Annotated in this window: 14 protein-coding genes; 11 read left to right on the top strand and 3 right to left on the bottom strand. The window is 67.7% G+C overall.

Translation table 11 applies throughout. From position 1 onward, the window contains the following. Positions 1-34: 34 nt before the first annotated feature. Positions 35-2884, bottom strand: coding sequence for a preprotein translocase subunit SecA (secA, locus tag ACYX4P_RS03110; protein WP_248120626.1), 2850 nt, complete (start codon positions 2882-2884; stop codon positions 35-37). A gap of 318 nt (positions 2885-3202) precedes the next feature. Here secA and ACYX4P_RS03105 point away from each other — a divergent pair, with 318 nt between their 5' ends. The 4 genes from ACYX4P_RS03105 to ACYX4P_RS03090 are packed head-to-tail and all read left to right on the top strand — an operon-like array spanning position 3203 to position 6062. Next, complete coding sequence (locus ACYX4P_RS03105; RefSeq protein ID WP_248120768.1) at positions 3203-4039, top strand: peptidylprolyl isomerase; 837 nt, start codon at positions 3203-3205, stop codon at positions 4037-4039. Positions 4040-4055: 16 nt separating this feature from the next. Next, positions 4056-5447 (top strand): bifunctional glutamate N-acetyltransferase/amino-acid acetyltransferase ArgJ, encoded by a 1392-nt coding sequence (gene argJ / locus ACYX4P_RS03100; protein WP_248120628.1) that lies wholly within the window; start codon positions 4056-4058, stop codon positions 5445-5447. Then, complete coding sequence (locus ACYX4P_RS03095) at positions 5444-5857, top strand: (deoxy)nucleoside triphosphate pyrophosphohydrolase (protein WP_248120630.1); 414 nt, start codon at positions 5444-5446, stop codon at positions 5855-5857. The genes argJ and ACYX4P_RS03095 overlap by 4 nt, the downstream gene beginning before the upstream one ends. Positions 5858-5882: 25 nt before the next feature. Next, positions 5883-6062, top strand: coding sequence for a Flp family type IVb pilin (locus tag ACYX4P_RS03090; RefSeq protein ID WP_248120632.1), 180 nt, complete (start codon positions 5883-5885; stop codon positions 6060-6062). On the opposite strand, the gene ACYX4P_RS03085 is transcribed toward ACYX4P_RS03090, so the two are convergent. Next, positions 6059-6961, bottom strand: a complete 903-nt coding sequence (locus ACYX4P_RS03085) for a class I SAM-dependent methyltransferase (RefSeq protein WP_248120634.1) — start codon at positions 6959-6961, stop codon at positions 6059-6061. The two genes, ACYX4P_RS03090 and ACYX4P_RS03085, sit on opposite strands and share 4 nt — an antisense overlap. On the opposite strand from ACYX4P_RS03085, the gene ACYX4P_RS03080 reads away from it, so the two are divergent. From ACYX4P_RS03080 to ACYX4P_RS03060, 5 genes are all read left to right on the top strand, one after another. Then, positions 6960-7766, top strand: a complete 807-nt coding sequence (locus ACYX4P_RS03080; RefSeq protein WP_248120636.1) for a ComF family protein — start codon at positions 6960-6962, stop codon at positions 7764-7766. The genes ACYX4P_RS03085 and ACYX4P_RS03080 overlap by 2 nt on opposite strands. A 42-nt stretch (positions 7767-7808) precedes the next feature. Further along, positions 7809-8066 (top strand): glutaredoxin 3, encoded by a 258-nt coding sequence (gene grxC / locus ACYX4P_RS03075; RefSeq protein ID WP_248120638.1) that lies wholly within the window; start codon positions 7809-7811, stop codon positions 8064-8066. Between the two features lie 4 nt (positions 8067-8070). Further along, complete coding sequence (locus ACYX4P_RS03070) at positions 8071-8910, top strand: carbon-nitrogen hydrolase family protein (RefSeq protein ID WP_248120640.1); 840 nt, start codon at positions 8071-8073, stop codon at positions 8908-8910. 7 nt (positions 8911-8917) lie between these two features. Continuing rightward, positions 8918-9367, top strand: a complete 450-nt coding sequence (locus ACYX4P_RS03065; protein WP_248120641.1) for a DUF1178 family protein — start codon at positions 8918-8920, stop codon at positions 9365-9367. A gap of 353 nt (positions 9368-9720) precedes the next feature. Next, a complete protein-coding gene (locus ACYX4P_RS03060; RefSeq protein WP_248120643.1) occupies positions 9721-10266 on the top strand; it encodes a GNAT family N-acetyltransferase in 546 nt (181 codons plus the stop codon). Here ACYX4P_RS03060 and ACYX4P_RS03055 read toward each other — a convergent pair. Further along, a complete protein-coding gene (locus ACYX4P_RS03055) occupies positions 10263-10568 on the bottom strand; it encodes a UrcA family protein (protein ID WP_248120645.1) in 306 nt (101 codons plus the stop codon). The genes ACYX4P_RS03060 and ACYX4P_RS03055 overlap by 4 nt on opposite strands. Before the next feature lie 250 nt (positions 10569-10818). Between ACYX4P_RS03055 and typA the strand changes: the two genes are divergently transcribed. Continuing rightward, positions 10819-12651, top strand: coding sequence for a translational GTPase TypA (typA, locus tag ACYX4P_RS03050; protein ID WP_248120647.1), 1833 nt, complete (start codon positions 10819-10821; stop codon positions 12649-12651). Between the two features lie 43 nt (positions 12652-12694). Further along, on the top strand, positions 12695-15394 hold the full coding sequence (gene glnD / locus ACYX4P_RS03045) for a [protein-PII] uridylyltransferase (RefSeq protein ID WP_248120648.1): 2700 nt from the start codon (positions 12695-12697) through the stop codon (positions 15392-15394). Positions 15395-15417 lie beyond the last annotated feature (23 nt).

The raw sequence follows: 15417 nt of genomic DNA, 5'->3' as shown, positions 1-15417 counted from the left end.
CAAGCGCTCAAGCCGTGACCCACGGCACGCGCGATCAGACCAGCGCGCCGTGGCAGTGTTTGAACTTGCGGCCAGACCCGCAGGGGCAGGGCGAGTTGCGGCCGGTCATTTCCCAGCCTGGCGGCAGCATTTCGACCGGCAGTCTGGCCCGGTCGTCGCCGATCAGGTTTTCTTCCGGGTTCTGGGCCGAGGGATTGGCCATCTCGTTCTCGCCGGTGCCGGGGTTCAGGTGGATTTCTTGGAACTCGGGCAGTTCGGGCGGGGCCTGGAAACGGAACTCGACCGTCATCAGCCAGCGCGTGACGTTGTGGCGCAGGTCATAGAGCAGGTTCTCGAACAACGAGAAGGCTTCGGTCTTGTATTCGTTGAGCGGGTCGCGCTGGCCATAGCCACGCAGGCCGATAACGCCGCGCAGGTGGTCCAGATGGACCAGATGCTCGCGCCATTGCATGTCGATCATCTGCAGCATGAACTGCTTTTCCAGACCGCGCGTCTGTTCCGCGCCGATCTGCTCCAGACGTTCGGCGGCGCGGGCGTCGGCGGCGGCCAGAAGCCGCTCCTCGATCTCCTCATTCGAAACGCCTTCCTCGGCGGCCCAGTCGTGCAGCGGCAGCTCCAGACCCAGGGTCGAGCGGACCTTCTCGTCCAGGCCGTCGATGTCCCACTGTTCGGCATAGGCCTTGGGCGGCATGTAACGTTCGACCAGGTCGGAGACCACGTCGCGGCGGAAGTCGCCGACCAGTTCCGACAGGTCCTCGGAGTCCATGAACTCCTGACGCTGCTCGAACACCGCCTTGCGCTGATCGTTTACGACGTCGTCGTATTTCAGCAGGTTCTTGCGGATGTCGTAGTTGCGGGTTTCGACGCGCTTCTGGGCGGTCTCGATGGCGCGGTTCAGCCAGGGATGGGTGATGGCCTCGCCCTCCGCCACGCCGAAGGTCTTCATGATCGAGTCCAGACGGTCGCCGGCGAAGATGCGCAGCAGATCGTCCTCGCAGGACAGGTAGAATTTCGACACGCCGGGGTCGCCCTGACGGCCGGTGCGGCCGCGCAGCTGATTGTCGATACGGCGGCTTTCGTGGCGCTCGGTGCCCAGAACGAACAGGCCGCCGGCGGCCAGGGCGCGGTCCTTCTGCACCGCGATCTCGGCCTTGAACTCGGCCTCCTTGGCGGCTTCCATCTCGTGGGTCACTTCGACAGCCATGTTGCGCTGTTCCAGCATCCACTTCTGCATCTTCATCTCGAGGTTGCCCCCGAGCTGGATGTCGGTGCCGCGGCCGGCCATGTTGGTGGCGATGGTCACCGCGCCCGGCAGACCGGCGTCGGCGACGATATAGGCTTCCTGTTCGTGCTGGCGCGCGTTCAGGACGCTGTGCGGAATGCCGCGCAGCCGGGTCTCGTAGGTGATGTCATAGGCGGCGTCGCCGATCTTCTCGGCTTCCTTGGTCTTGCCCGCGTAGTCCTTCTTCAAGGTGCGAGAGACTTCGACCTTGTGCTCGTAGCGGTTCAGCAGCTCCGACAGCTGTTCCGAACGCTCGATGGACACGGTGCCGACCAGGATCGGCTGGCCGGCCAAGTGGCACTCGGCGATCTGGCGGGCGATGGCCTGGTTCTTTTCGGCGTGGGTGCGATAGACCTCGTCGTCGAAGTCCTTGCGCTGGATCGGGCGGTTGGTCGGCACCTCCAGCACGTCCATCTTGTAGATGTCGCCGAACTCCTGGGCCTCGGTCGCGGCCGTGCCGGTCATGCCCGACAGCTTTTCGTACAGGCGGAAGTAGTTCTGGATCGTCACCGAGGCCAGGGTCTGGTTCTCGGGCTGGATCTTGACGTCCTCCTTGGCCTCTATGGCCTGGTGCAGACCTTCGGACAGGCGACGGCCGGTCATCATACGACCGGTGAATTCGTCGATCAGGACGATCTCGCCGCCCTTGATGATATAGTCCTTGTCGCGCTGATACAGGGTGTTGGCGCGCAGGGCCTGGTTGGCGTGGTGAACCAGGGTGATGTTCGCCGCGTCATAGAGGCCGGTGGTGTCCTCGGCGAAGTGGCCGCCCTGCTCCAGCGCCTCCTCCATCCGCTCGGACCCCAGTTCGGTCAGCAGAACCTGCTTCTGCTTCTCGTCCAGCTCATAGGCATCCTTGTCCTTGATCAGCTCTTTGATCAGGCCGTCCAGCACCTTGTAGAGATCCGAGCGGTCCTCGGTCGGCCCCGAGATGATCAGGGGCGTGCGCGCCTCGTCGATCAGGATGGAGTCGACCTCGTCGACGATGGCGAAGTTGTGCGGACGCTGCACCATCTCGCGACGGTCATAGACCAGGTTGTCGCGCAGATAGTCGAAGCCGAATTCGTTGTTGGTGCCGTAGGTGACGTCGGCGTTGTAGGCCTGCTGGCGCTGGCCTTGGCTCAGGCCGTTGACGATCACCCCGACCTCCAGCCCCAGGAAGCGATAGACCTTGCCCATCGTCTCGGCGTCGCGGCGCGCCAGATAGTCGTTCACTGTGATGACGTGCACGCCCTTGCCGGTCAGGGCGTTCAGATAGACCGGCGCCACGGCGACCAGGGTCTTGCCTTCGCCGGTCCGCATCTCGGCGATGCCGCCTTCGTTCAGGATCATGCCGCCCGCCAGCTGCACATCGTACTGACGCTGACCCAGCACACGCTTGGAGGCCTCGCGCACCACGGCGAAGGCTTCAGGCAGAATCTTCTCCAGCGTCTCGCCGTTCGCCAGACGATCCTTGAAGGCGTCGGTCATCATCCGCAGTTCGTCGTCGGACAGGGCCGCGAACTTGGGCTCCAGCGCATTGATGCGCTGGGCGTGGTCCTGGAAGGACTTGACCTTGCGGTCGTTGGAAGAGCCGAAAAATTTCTTGGCGAAGCCGAGCATGATGGGTCCGGTAGCGGTCGAGCGTCTGCGAGCTGAGCGGCTCTGAAATCCCGTGAGGGCGGCGATAGGGACGCCGCGAGAGAGGCCCGGACCGATGACGGCCGCGGCGCGCCGGAACCGGGCGCGCGCGAAGGGCCGCGCAGACGATCAAAACCCCTCGACTTGGGCGCAGGGCGGACTTAAGCACCGGCCTAACCCCTGTCAACGCGAGGGGCTTTAGGCCGCCTTCGACGGAGCGCCCCCTTGAACCCATTCCGGCGACCCTCACACCTGCGAAAAATCCCGGTCCTGGCGGTGCTTCTGGCCGCCGGTCTGGCGATGGCGGCCTGTTCGCGCGGCGGGGGCGATCGTCCGCCCGAGCCGGGCGACCGGGCGGTGGCGACGGTGCAGGACCGGACCATCTGGGCCTCGGACGTCAAGCGCGAGGCGGTGGCGCAAGGGTTGATCGGCGAGGGCGAGCCGCTGGACATCACCTCGGACCTGTTCCGCCGCGTGCTGGACGAGGTGATCGACCAGAAGCTGCTGGCCGGCGAGGCGCAGCGGCGCAGACTGGATTCCTCGCCCCTGGCCCAGCGCCGGCTGGAGGCGACGCGCGAACGCATCCTCGGCGACATGCTGGTGGAGAGCGTGGTCGACAAGGCCGTGTCCGACCAGGCGGTGCAGACGCTCTACAACGAACAGCTTCGGCTGGCCAAGAACGCCGAGGAGATCCGCGTGCGGCTGATCCTGTCGCGCACCAAGGCCGACGCCGACGCGGTGATCGGCATCCTGGGCCAGGGCGCCGGGTTCGAGGCGGTGGCCATGGAACGCTCGATCGACGAAGCGACGCGGTTCTCGGGCGGCGACCTGGGCTATTCGACGCCGGACGTGATGCCCCAGGCCTATGCCGACGCCCTGCGCGACAAGCCGGCGGGCGCCCTGGTCGGGCCGTTCCAGACCGAAGGCGGATGGGCGGTGCTGCGGGTCGAGGACCGGCGCAAGGAGACGCCGCCCACCCTGGAGCAGGCCCGGCCGCAGATCGTGCGCTATCTGACCTACGAGGGCGTGCGCCAGTTGCTGGAACAGCTTCGCGGCAAGGCCAAGGTCGATGTCCGCCTGCCCGGTCAGCCGACGCCGCCCGCTCATCCCACCTCCGCCGCGCCCGCCCAACCTTGAGAACCGGCTGCCGACCATGACCAAGCCCCCCTCCACGACCGGCCAGAAGATCGAGCATGCGCTGGAAAAGGCGCTGGACCCCTTCGCCACGGCGCTGAAGCGTGCGACGCGCGCGCCGGGATCGGAACCTGCACCGACGACGCAAGCGCCCGCCGCCGCCGGCAAGCCCGGCCTGGCGCTCTCGCCGCTGGCCGTGCCCTTCCCGACCATTCCGCCCATCGGCGGGGTGGAGATCGCCACCGCCCGCGCGGGTTTCTACAAGCACGAGCGCGACGATCTGGTCGTGTTCCGCTTTGCGCGCGGAACCAGCTGCGCCGGGGTCTTCACTCGCCACAAGATCGGCTCGGCGCCGGTCGACTGGTGCAAGAAACAGCTGGGATCGGCCGAGGGCGGCAAGGATGTGCGCGCCCTGGTCGTCAACGCCGGTTGCGCCAACGCCTTCACGGGCAAGGCGGGCGCCGATGCGGCGCGGCGCACGGCCTCCGAGGTCGCCAAACGCTTCGGATGCCGTCAGCGCGACGTCATGCTGGCCTCGACCGGCGTGATCGGCGTGGTGTTGGACGAAAAGAAGATCATCGCCAAACTGCCCGAGATCGAAAACGGGCTGGACGCGGACGCCTGGGCCAGGGCTGGCCGCGGCATCATGACCACCGACACCTTCCCCAAGGGTTCCTACGCCGAGGCAGAGATCGAGGGCTACAAGGTCCGTATCGCCGGGATCGCCAAGGGGTCGGGCATGATCGCGCCGGACATGGCGACCATGCTGGCCTTCATCGTCACCGACGCCGACATCCATCCCAATGTGCTGCAGGCGCTGCTGGGCCTGCATGTGCGCACCACCTTCAACTCGGTGACGGTGGACGGCGACACTTCGACCAATGACACGGCCTTGCTGTTCGCCACCGGCACATCGGGCGCGCCGCGCATCGGGCGGGTCGGGGATCGCCGCCTTAAGAGCTTCTCGGCCGCGCTGGACAGGGTGATGCTGGATCTGGCGCACCAGCTGGTGCGCGACGGCGAGGGGGCGACCAAGTTCGTCAAGGTGACGGTGGACGGCGCCGCCAGCCCGGCATCAGCACGAAAGCTGGCCAAGTCCATCGCCGACAGCCCCCTGGTCAAGACCGCCATCGCCGGTCAGGACGCCAACTGGGGCCGGGTCGTCATGGCCGTGGGCAAGACCGAAGAGCCGGTCGACCGCGACCATCTGGCCATTTGGTTCGGCCCACACGAAGCCGCCGTCGACGGGGCGCCGTCCCCGACCTATGACGAGGCTAAGATGACCGCCTATATGGAGAACCCCGAGATCGACATCACCGTCGACGTGGGTTCGGGCCGGGCGTCGGCGACCGTGTGGACCTGCGACCTGACCAAGGGCTACATTGAGATCAACGGCGATTATCGCTCGTGACCGAAACCTCCCTTCCTATCGTCCTGGTCGTCGCCGTCGCCCTGATCGACGTCGATGGGCGGGTGCTGATCGCCAAACGGCCCGAAGGCAAGAAACTGGCTGGCCTTTGGGAGTTTCCGGGCGGCAAGGTCGAGCCGGGCGAAAGGCCCGAACAGGCGCTGATCCGTGAGTTGAAGGAAGAGCTGGGCATCGAGGTCAGCGAAAACTGTCTGTCCCCGTTCGTTTTCGCCAGCCACGCTTACGATTCGTTTCACCTGTTGATGCCATTGTACCTGTGCCGACGATGGGACGGCGTGGTCACGGCGCGTGAACACGACGGTCTGGCCTGGGTGAAGCCGAATGCGCTTTCGGACTATCCCATGCCGCCGGCGGACGAGCCCCTGGTCGCCTGGCTGCGCGACCTGTTGTAACCATCGCCGACCAGGGAGGCTGGCCATGCGACGTCTTATCGGCCGGTTTCTGCGCGACGACAGCGGCGCCACCGCCATTGAATACGGCCTGATCTGCGGGCTGATCTTCGTGGCCTTGATGGGTTCGATCGGACTGATGATGAACATCGACGACGGCCTTCTGGCCGTGACCTTCGCCAAGCTGAGCGCCGCGCTCGGCGGTTAGTTCGGTTCCTCGCCCGTCATTTCCCGAACGCCCAAGGCATCGGCGAGCCGCGTCTTGGCCGAGCCGCGCGGCAGGGGCTTCTGCTGGCTTTCGTGCGGTTTCCAGCCGGCCAGGTGGATGATCTCGAACGTCGCGGGAATGCGGCCGTCCTCAAGGCCGTAGCGTTCGGCGTAGAGGGCCGCCGCGCGGGCGACGATGCGACGGTTCAGCGGACGCACCATCCCCTGCAGCACATTGGTCTCGCCCATGGCGCGAAGATCGCGAACCAGAGCGAACAGATCGCGGTAGCGGACCGTGAACCGATCCACGTCGGAAACGGGCAGGGCGAAACCGGCCCGCTGCAGCAGGGCCGCCCCGTCATAGCCGTCGGCGAAGGGCGAGACCCGCGCCTGGGCGCCGCCACGCTCGGCCAGTTCCGCCTCGGTCAGGACGCCCCGCAGCTCCTTCAGCGTCCCCGCCCCGAAAAGCGTCCCGATGAACAGGCCGTCCGGCTTCAGGGCGCGCCTGATCTGGGCCAGGGCGCCGGGCAGGTCGTTGGCCCAATGCAGGGTGAGGAGGGAGACGATCAGATCGGTCGAGTCTGCGTCCAGAGGCAGGGCTTGGGCGCCGGGCGCCGCCCGCTGCGCGAGATCCAGGGTCGCAATGACGGGGCCGACCCTTCCAGCCGCGTCGCTGGCGCGCACCGCTTGATCGAACACGCCGGGATGGGCGGACAGATCGACCGCGACGGGAAAATCGCGCAGTATTGCTTCCAGGCTCTCGGCGGCGTTCTCGGCTGCGCGGACATGCAGGAAGTCGGCCTGGTCGAAGCGGCCGGCCGAGCGCGTCAAGCGGTCCTGGCGGCGCTTGGCGTCGAAGATGCGCGGGGGGGCTTCGGAAGGAGAGTAGGGGACGGTCATGACGTTGCAGGATGGGGGCTGGCGGCGCGCCTGGGAAGGGGCGGGACGACGGTTGCGGACGAACAGTGTCGGTTGGGGACGGGCGCTGGCCGATCTGATCCTGCCGCCGATGGCCCATGACAGCCGCGAAGCGACGGCCGCCGCCGGCCTGACGCCCGACGCCTGGAGCCGGATCAGGTTTTTGGAGGCGCCGGTGTGCGACGGCTGCGGGGCCGCGTTCGACTATGACGGCGGCGCCTTCGCCGAGTCTCGTTGTGCGGCCTGCATCGCCCAGCCCTATGCCTTCGAACGGGCGCGGGCCGCGTGTCTGTACGACGAGGCGTCGCGCGGCCTGATCCTGCGCTACAAGCACGGAGACCAGCAGCAGTTCGCGCCGTTGTTCGCCCGCTGGATCGGCCGGGCGTCGGCAGAACTGGTCGAGGCGGCGGACGCCGTCGTTCCGGTGCCGCTGCATCGACTCCGGCTGCTGTCGCGCCGGTTCAATCAGGCGGCCGAGATCGCCCGGCCCCTCGCCCGCAGCGCAGGGCGCGACTATTTGCCCGACGCCCTCGTTCGAACGGTCCACACCACCAGCCAGGGGGGAAAGAGCCGACGCGGGCGGCGGATGAACGTGAAGACGGCCTTCGTCGTGACCGAGGCGGGGCGGAGGCGCGTCCGGGGGCGACGCATCCTTCTGATCGACGATGTGTTGACCACGGGCGCCACCGCCGAGGCCTGCGCGCGCGCCCTGCTGGACGCCGGAGCGCGCGCTGTGGACCTGGCGGTCGTGGCCCGGGTGCGAAACGCCCGCGAAATCGTTATGTAGGCCCCAAGGCTCGCCTTGCCCTCAGTTCTGGAGATTTAGATTTTGGCCGACGTCGTCATCTACACCAAGCCCGGTTGCCCCTACTGCTTCAGCGCCATGTCGCTGCTGAAGAAGAAGGGCGCGGACTATACCGAGATCGTCGCTTCCAACGATCCTGCCAAAAAGGCCGAGATGGTCGAAAAATCTGGAGGTCGCATGACCTTCCCGCAGATCTTCATCGACGGCCGGCACGTCGGCGGGTCCGACGACATCCACGCGCTGGACCGCGACGGCAAGTTGGACGCCCTGCTGGCCGCCTGACGTCATGAGCGGGGGGATCGACATCGCCCTGGTTCAGACCCGCACCCCGGCGACGGCGGCGGCGGGGCTGGCCCATGTCGAACCCCTGATCCGCGAGGCGGCGTCAGGTGGCGCGCGCTTCGTCCTGACGCCCGAGGGCGCCAATCTGCTGGAGCAGCGTCGCGACCGGCGCGACGCGGCCATAACCGATGAGGACCGGGACGCAGCGGTTCTGGGCCTGCGCCGTCTGGCGGCGGAACTGGGCGTCTGGCTGCTGATCGGATCGGCCATCGTGCGGTCCGGCGGTGTCGGGGATGCGCGGGCGGCCAATCGCTCTATGCTGGTCGACCCCTCGGGCGCGATCACCGCGCGCTATGACAAGCTTCACGTCTTCGACGTCGATCTGCCGAACGGCGAACGGTATCGCGAAAGCGCGGCCGTGCGGCCCGGCGATGCAGCGGCGGTCGCGGATACGCCCTGGGGTCGGCTGGGGCTGACCATCTGCTACGACATCCGCTTTCCCCATCTGCATCGCGAGCTGGCCAAGGCGGGCGCGTCGATGATCGCGGTCCCCGCCGCCTTCACCGCCCCGACCGGCGAGGCGCATTGGGAGACGCTGCTGCGCGCCCGCGCCATCGAAACCGGCGCCTATGTGCTGGCGCCCGCACAGGGCGGGCTGCACGAGGACGGCCGGCGGACATGGGGCCGTTCGACCGTCGTCGGGCCGTGGGGCGAGGTGATCGCCAGGGCTGACCACGACGACCCTTGCATCGTGCGGGCGAAACTGGACATGGAGGCCGTGGCGCGCGCCCGCGCCGCCATACCCGCCCTGACCCACGACCGCGACTTCCTGCCGCCCGCCTGATCCGTCCATGATCCGATACGCCCTGAAATGCGACCACGACCACGGGTTCGAGGCCTGGTTCGGCTCGTCGTCCGACTATGACGACCAGGCGGCGCGCGGCCTGGTCGAATGCCCGTTCTGCGGCTCGCGCGGGGTCGAGAAGGCGGTCATGTCGCCCTCGATCAGCGGAACGAAGCGCGCGGACGCCGCGCCGGACCCGGCGGCGCCCGAAATCATGCGCAAGATGCAGACCATGATGATGGAGGCGGCGCGCGAGGTTCGCGCCCATGTCGAGGCGAACTTCGACTATGTCGGCGACGCCTTCGCCCGCGAGGCGCGCGACATCCACGAAGGCCGCTCCGAAAAGCGAGAAATCTACGGCGAGGCCACGCCCGCCGACGTCAGGAAGCTGAAGGACGACGGCGTCCCCGTCTCGGCCCTGCCCGAAGCCCCGCCCGATCCGACCAAGGTGAACTGAGTCGCCCTTGGGGGAGGATGACTACAGGGAGTTCGCGCCGCCCAAGGCCCTCCGTCCCTGGCTGGAAGACGGGCGGCGCCGTGAGAGGTGGAGCCTGGATCACGACGTCCGCGCCGCGGTCGAGGCGGGAGAGGCGGAACGACGAACACTCGTTCGGGACGCGCGCGAACGGCAGGCGCTGCAACGGCGTTTCGCGGACAGGGTCGGGGCGCCGCCGCGTCTGGTCGCGGCCGCGTCGTTTTCGAGCAGGCCGCCGACGACGACTTTCCCAAACGCCTCGTCTATGAACGGGACGGCGAGACCCTGAACGCTTGTATCGAAGGCGTGATGGACGGGCAGGAAAGGATCATTCGATGGCGCTCCCACAAGTCGGAGTTGAACGCGCGCTGCCCAGCACCGAAAGCGGGCTGAACTGGCGGCCCATGCGGCCGGACGACATCCCGGCTGTGGTCGATGTGGCGCGGCTGTCGTTTCCCGATCATTTCGAGGATCGGGCCTGTTTCGAGAACCGTCTGGCGCTTTATCCGCGCGGATGTTTCGTGCTGGCGGACGGAGACGGGCCGGCGCGCGGCTATCTGATCGCCTATCCGTGGAAGGCCGACAGCGCCCCGCCGTTGAATACGGTGATCGAGGGCCTGCCGGCCGATCCGACCCTGATCTATCTCCACGACCTGGCGCTTCATCCCGAGGCGAGGGGCGGGGGCGTCACCGGCGCCATTGTTGAACGGCTGGCAGAACAGGCGACAGAGGACGGCTGGCCCATGATCGCCCTGGTGGCGGTCAATGACGCGGTGGGCTTCTGGTCCCGGCATGGGTTCGTCGAACAGTCCGCCGAAGCCATGGCGGCCAAGCTGGCCAGCTATGGCCCGGACGCCCGCTATATGCTCAGGCCGCTTTAAGGCCGGTTCAGCGCCGTCTGTCCGCCGGCGCGTACGAAGGCCAGGCGTTGGGACCGGGGTATGGCGTTGGACGCCCGGCGGCGCATTTCCCGCTCGCAAACGCGCGGGTCGCCCACGGAATCCGGCGTCAGGAAGGCGCGGTGCGCGGCGCACCAGTCGCGACTGGCGGCCTGGATGCGGCCCGCCAGGATCATCGGATCGCCTGGCCGGGCCATGTCCAGCCCGTGCGCCTCGACCCGCATGTCCGGCGCGGGGTCGCCCAGCAAGGCGCCAACCAGCATCAGTCCCAGCATCGCGGTCATCGTCGTCATCTCCTGCATCGGCACGACCTGGCTTCAGGTCCGTTGCTGGAAGGAGGCGACGTCAGACGGCGGCGGATGCGGCCAAGCGGATGAAATATCGGTAAGCTTGGAAACAACGCCGCGAACGCCCGCTCTGGCGTTTCACCGCTCTTGCCTGTAAGAGGCGCGCGAAACTTTCTCCCCCCAATGCCTGCATCCCTTGCAGCGGCGCGGATCCTCCGCGACCGAACACAGTCCGGCCGAGCCCTTCATGAACCTGCGCAACGTCGCCATCATCGCCCACGTTGACCACGGCAAAACGACCCTGGTTGACCAACTCCTCGCGCAGTCCGGCGTGTTCCGAGCCAATGAGGCGACGACCGAGCGCGCCATGGACTCCAACGATCAGGAGAAGGAACGCGGCATCACCATCCTGGCCAAGTGCACCTCGGTGCTCTGGAACGGCAAGGCCGGCGAAACCCGTATCAACATCATCGACACCCCCGGCCACGCCGACTTCGGCGGCGAGGTCGAGCGTATCCTGGGCATGGTGGACGGCTGCGTCATCCTGGTCGACGCCGAAGAGGGCGTCATGCCCCAGACCAAGTTCGTGCTGACCAAGGCCCTGAAGATGGGCCTGCGTCCGATCCTGTGCATCAACAAGGTCGACCGCGCCCACGCCGATCCGGACCGCGTCCACAACGAGACCTTCGACCTGTTCGCCGCGATCGGCGCGACGGACGAGCAGCTGGACTTCCCGCACATCTACGCCTCGGGCCGCAACGGCTGGGCGACGCTGGATCTGAACCAGCCCAACGACAACCTGGCCCCGTTGTTCGACCTGATCGTCGACCACGTGCCGCCGCCCGCCGTCCAGGCCAACAAGGACAAGCCGTTCCGCATGCTGGACGTGCTGATCGAAAGCGATCCCTTCCTGGGCCGCCTGCTGACCGGCCGTATCGAGAGCGGCAAGGCCGTTCCCGGCATGGCGATCCACGCCCTGGATCGCGACGGCAAGGAGATCGAGCGCGGCCGCATCACCAAGGTCCTGGCCTTCCGCGGCCTGAAGCGCCAGCCGCTGGACGAGGGTTCGGAAGCGGGCGATATCGTCGCCATCGCCGGCATGTCCAAGGCCACCGTCGCCGACACCCTGTGCGCCATGGAAGTGACCGAGCCGCTGGACGCCCAGCCCATCGACCCGCCGACCATCTCCATGACCGTCTCGGTCAACGACAGCCCGCTGGCCGGCCGCGAAGGCGACAAGGTCCAGTCGCGCGTCATCCGCGACCGCCTGCTGAAGGAGGCCGAGGCCAATGTCGCCATCCGCGTCACCACGACCGAAGGCGGCGACGCCTATGAGGTCGCCGGCCGCGGCGAACTGCAACTGGGCGTTCTGATCGAGAACATGCGTCGCGAGGGCTTCGAGGTCTCGATCTCGCGTCCGCGCGTGGTGTTCCAGACCGGCGAGAACGGCGAGAAGCTGGAGCCGATCGAAGACGTCATGATCGACGTGGACGACGAATTCTCTGGCATCGTCATCGAGAAGCTGTCGGCCCGTAAGGCGGAAATGACCGACATGGGTCCGTCGGGCGCCGGCAAGACCCGCATCCAACTGAAGGCGCCGTCGCGTTCGCTGATCGGCTACCAGGGCGAGTTCCTGACCGACACGCGTGGTTCGGGCGTGCTGAACCGCGTGTTCAGCCACTACGAGCCGCACAAGGGCGCCATCGCCGGCCGTCTGAAGGGCGTGCTGATCTCGAACTCGGACGGTGAAACGGCGGCCTTCGCCCTGTGGAACCTGGAAGATCGCGGCGTCATGTTCGTCGGCGCCGGTGAAAAGACCTATCAGGGCATGATCATCGGCGAGAACGCGCGCTGGGACGACCTGGACGTCAACCCGATCAAGGGCAAGCAACTGACCAACGTCCGCGCCGCCGGCAAGGACGAGGCCGTTCGCCTGACCCCGCCGCGCCAGATGTCCCTGGAACAGGCCATCGCCTACATCGACGACGACGAACTGGTCGAGGTGACGCCCAAGTCGATCCGCCTGCGCAAGCAGATCCTGAACCCGTCGTTCCGCAAGAAGCGCGTTCGCCCGGAATAATCGCCGACTGACGCGGCGGGGGTTTGAGGCCTATATCGGCGACATGACCTCCGCTTCGCCCAGCCTGGACGACCGACTAGACGAGGCCGCCGCCGCGCAGGATCCGCGCGCGGCGGTCTCTTTCGTTCTGCGCGAGGCCTATGACGCCGCCCGCACCCGCGCCGAACGCAAGCTGGACGCCGGACTGAAGGGGCGCGAGGTCGCCCGCCTGTACGCCTCGGCCGCCGACGAGATGCTGATCGCCCTGTGGCGGGTGGCGACCCAGGTGCTGTTTCCGGTCTCCGCGGTCGAGAGCGAACGGCTGTCGCTGGTCGCGGTGGGGGGGTACGGCCGGGGCGTGCTGGCGCCCTTTTCGGACCTGGACCTGCTGTTCCTGCGCCCGGCCAAGGCCACGCCGCGGGGCGAGAGCGTGATCGAATTCGTCCTCTACGTCCTGTGGGATCTGGGGGTGAAGGTCGGGCCGTCCGTGCGCTCGGTAGAGGAATGTCTGTCGCTGTCGCGCACCGACATGACGGTGCGGACCACCCTGCTGGAGGCGCGTCACCTGGCGGGCGATCAGCGCCTGTCCGAGCTGATGATCGGCCGGTTTCGCGACATGGTGTCCAAGTCCGACCCGCGCCCCTTCATCGCCGCCAAGCTGGAAGAACGGGCTGTGCGGCACGAGAAGGCGGGCTCAACACGTTACAAGGTCGAACCCAACGTCAAGGACGGCAAGGGGGGGCTGCGCGATCTGAACACCCTGTACTGGATCGCCCGGTCCCTGGCGCCCGAAAGCCGGCTGGGCGCGACGGTGATGGACGAGCTGTTCACCCCGCGCGAACGCCGGACCTCGGACGAGGCCTTCGACTTCCTGTGGCGCGTGCGCATCCATCTGCATCTGATCGCGGGGCGGGCCGAAGAGAAGCTGACCTTCGACATGCAGCCCGAGGTCGCGCGGCGCATGGGCTGGCGCGGACGCGGCGACGAGCCGGCGGTGGAGCGGTTCATGCGCCGCTATTTCCTGGTGGCGCGCGACGTCGGCGCCCTGACCCGCGCCATGTCGGCCAAGCTGGAGGCGCGGCACCAGAAGACGGCGCAAGGGCTGTCGCGCCTGATGACCCCTTTTCGACCGGCGCGCCGCAAGCTGGAGATCGACGGCTTCTGGATCGACCAGGGGCGACTGTCGGTAGAGGGGTCGGAGGTGTTCGCCGCCGACCCGGTCAAGCTGCTGACCCTGTTCGCAGTCGCCGACAGGCAGGACCTGGACCTGCACCCGGACGCCTTTTCGGCGGTCACGCGGTCGCTGTCGCTAATCACGCCCCGCCTGCGGCGCGACCCTTCGGCGTCGCGGGCCTTCCTGGAGGTGCTGGCGCACGGACAGCGGCCCTACCGTGTGCTGACCATCATGAACGAGACGGGTCTGCTGGGCCGGTTTCTGCCCGAATGGGGTCGGATCGTCGGCCAGACCCAGTTCAACATGTACCACGCCTATACGGTGGACGAGCACACGCTGCAGGCCATCGGCGTCATCAACGACATCGCGCGCGGAAAGCTGAAGACCGACCACCCGATGGCCAGCGAGATCGTGCATCTGATCTCGGACATGGAAGCCCTGATGCTGGGCATGCTGCTGCACGATGTGGGCAAGGGCGGCGAGCGCGGGCAGTTGGAGGACGGCGCCATCGCCGCGCGCCGGGCCTGCGAACGGCTGGGCGTCGATCCCCGCCGGATCGAACTGGTCGTCTGGCTGGTGCGCAGCCATCTGGCGCTCAGCGACTACGCCCAGAAGCGCGACCTCAGCGATCCCGCCACCATCCGCGCCTTCGCCGAACTGGTCGGCGATCCCGAGCGGCTGCGGATGCTGCTGGTCCTGACCGTCGCCGACATCCGGGCGGTGGGGCCGGGGGTGTGGAACGGCTGGAAGGGTCAGCTGATGCGCACCCTCTACAATCAGGTCGCGGCCCTGTTCCGGGGCGAGGATGTGGCGCGAGAGGATCCGCTGTCGGTCCATCCGGCCCTGGTCGAACGCGCGCGCCGGACCGGGGCGGCGGCCGAGGCCGCGCCGGTCTCGCCGGTCGAGGGACTGCCGGTCCAGGCCACCGAAATCTCCATCGCCGCCGCCGATCGGCCCGGCCTGTTCGCCGACCTGGCCCAGACCATGGCCGCCCTGGGCGCCGACGTCACCGACGCGCGCGTGGCGACCGAGGACGGGGTGGTCCTGGATGTCTTCCGGGTTCAGGACGGGGCGGGCCTGCCCTATGGCCAGGCCGAGCCGCGCCGGGTGAAAACCCTGGTCGAGGCGCTGGAGAAGGCCGCGCGCGGGGAGGGTCGGATCGGCCAGCCGCCCCAGCCGGCCGGCAACGCCCGAAAGGCCGCCTTCGAGGTTCGTCCCGTGGTCATGGTGGACCACCACGCCAGCGAACTCGCCACCGTGGTCGAGGTGTCGTGCGCCGACCGGCCGGGCCTCCTGGCCGATCTGTCGCGCGTGTTCAACGACGAGGGTCTCAGCATCCGCTCGGCCCATGTCGCCAGCTATGGCGAGCGGGCGGTGGACAGCTTCTATGTGGTGGATCGCAAGGGGCGCAAACTGACGTCCGAACAGCGGATCGCCGAACTGCGTACGGCGCTGGAGGCGGTTCTGGACAGCCGCGCGCCTGCGCCGGCCGGGCGCAAGGTCCGTTCCGCGAGGGCCAGCGCCCGCGACGTCTCCGAACTGGGCCGGCGGGCGCGCAAGCCCGTATCGCCGGGCGAACAAGCGCGCTAAGCGACATTTGTCTTCCGCGCCCT

This window comes from Brevundimonas sp. ABV4_179 (genome assembly GCF_056311945.1).
Note: the sequence above shows the minus strand (reverse complement) of the source record. Positions and strands in the feature narration are given on the sequence as shown.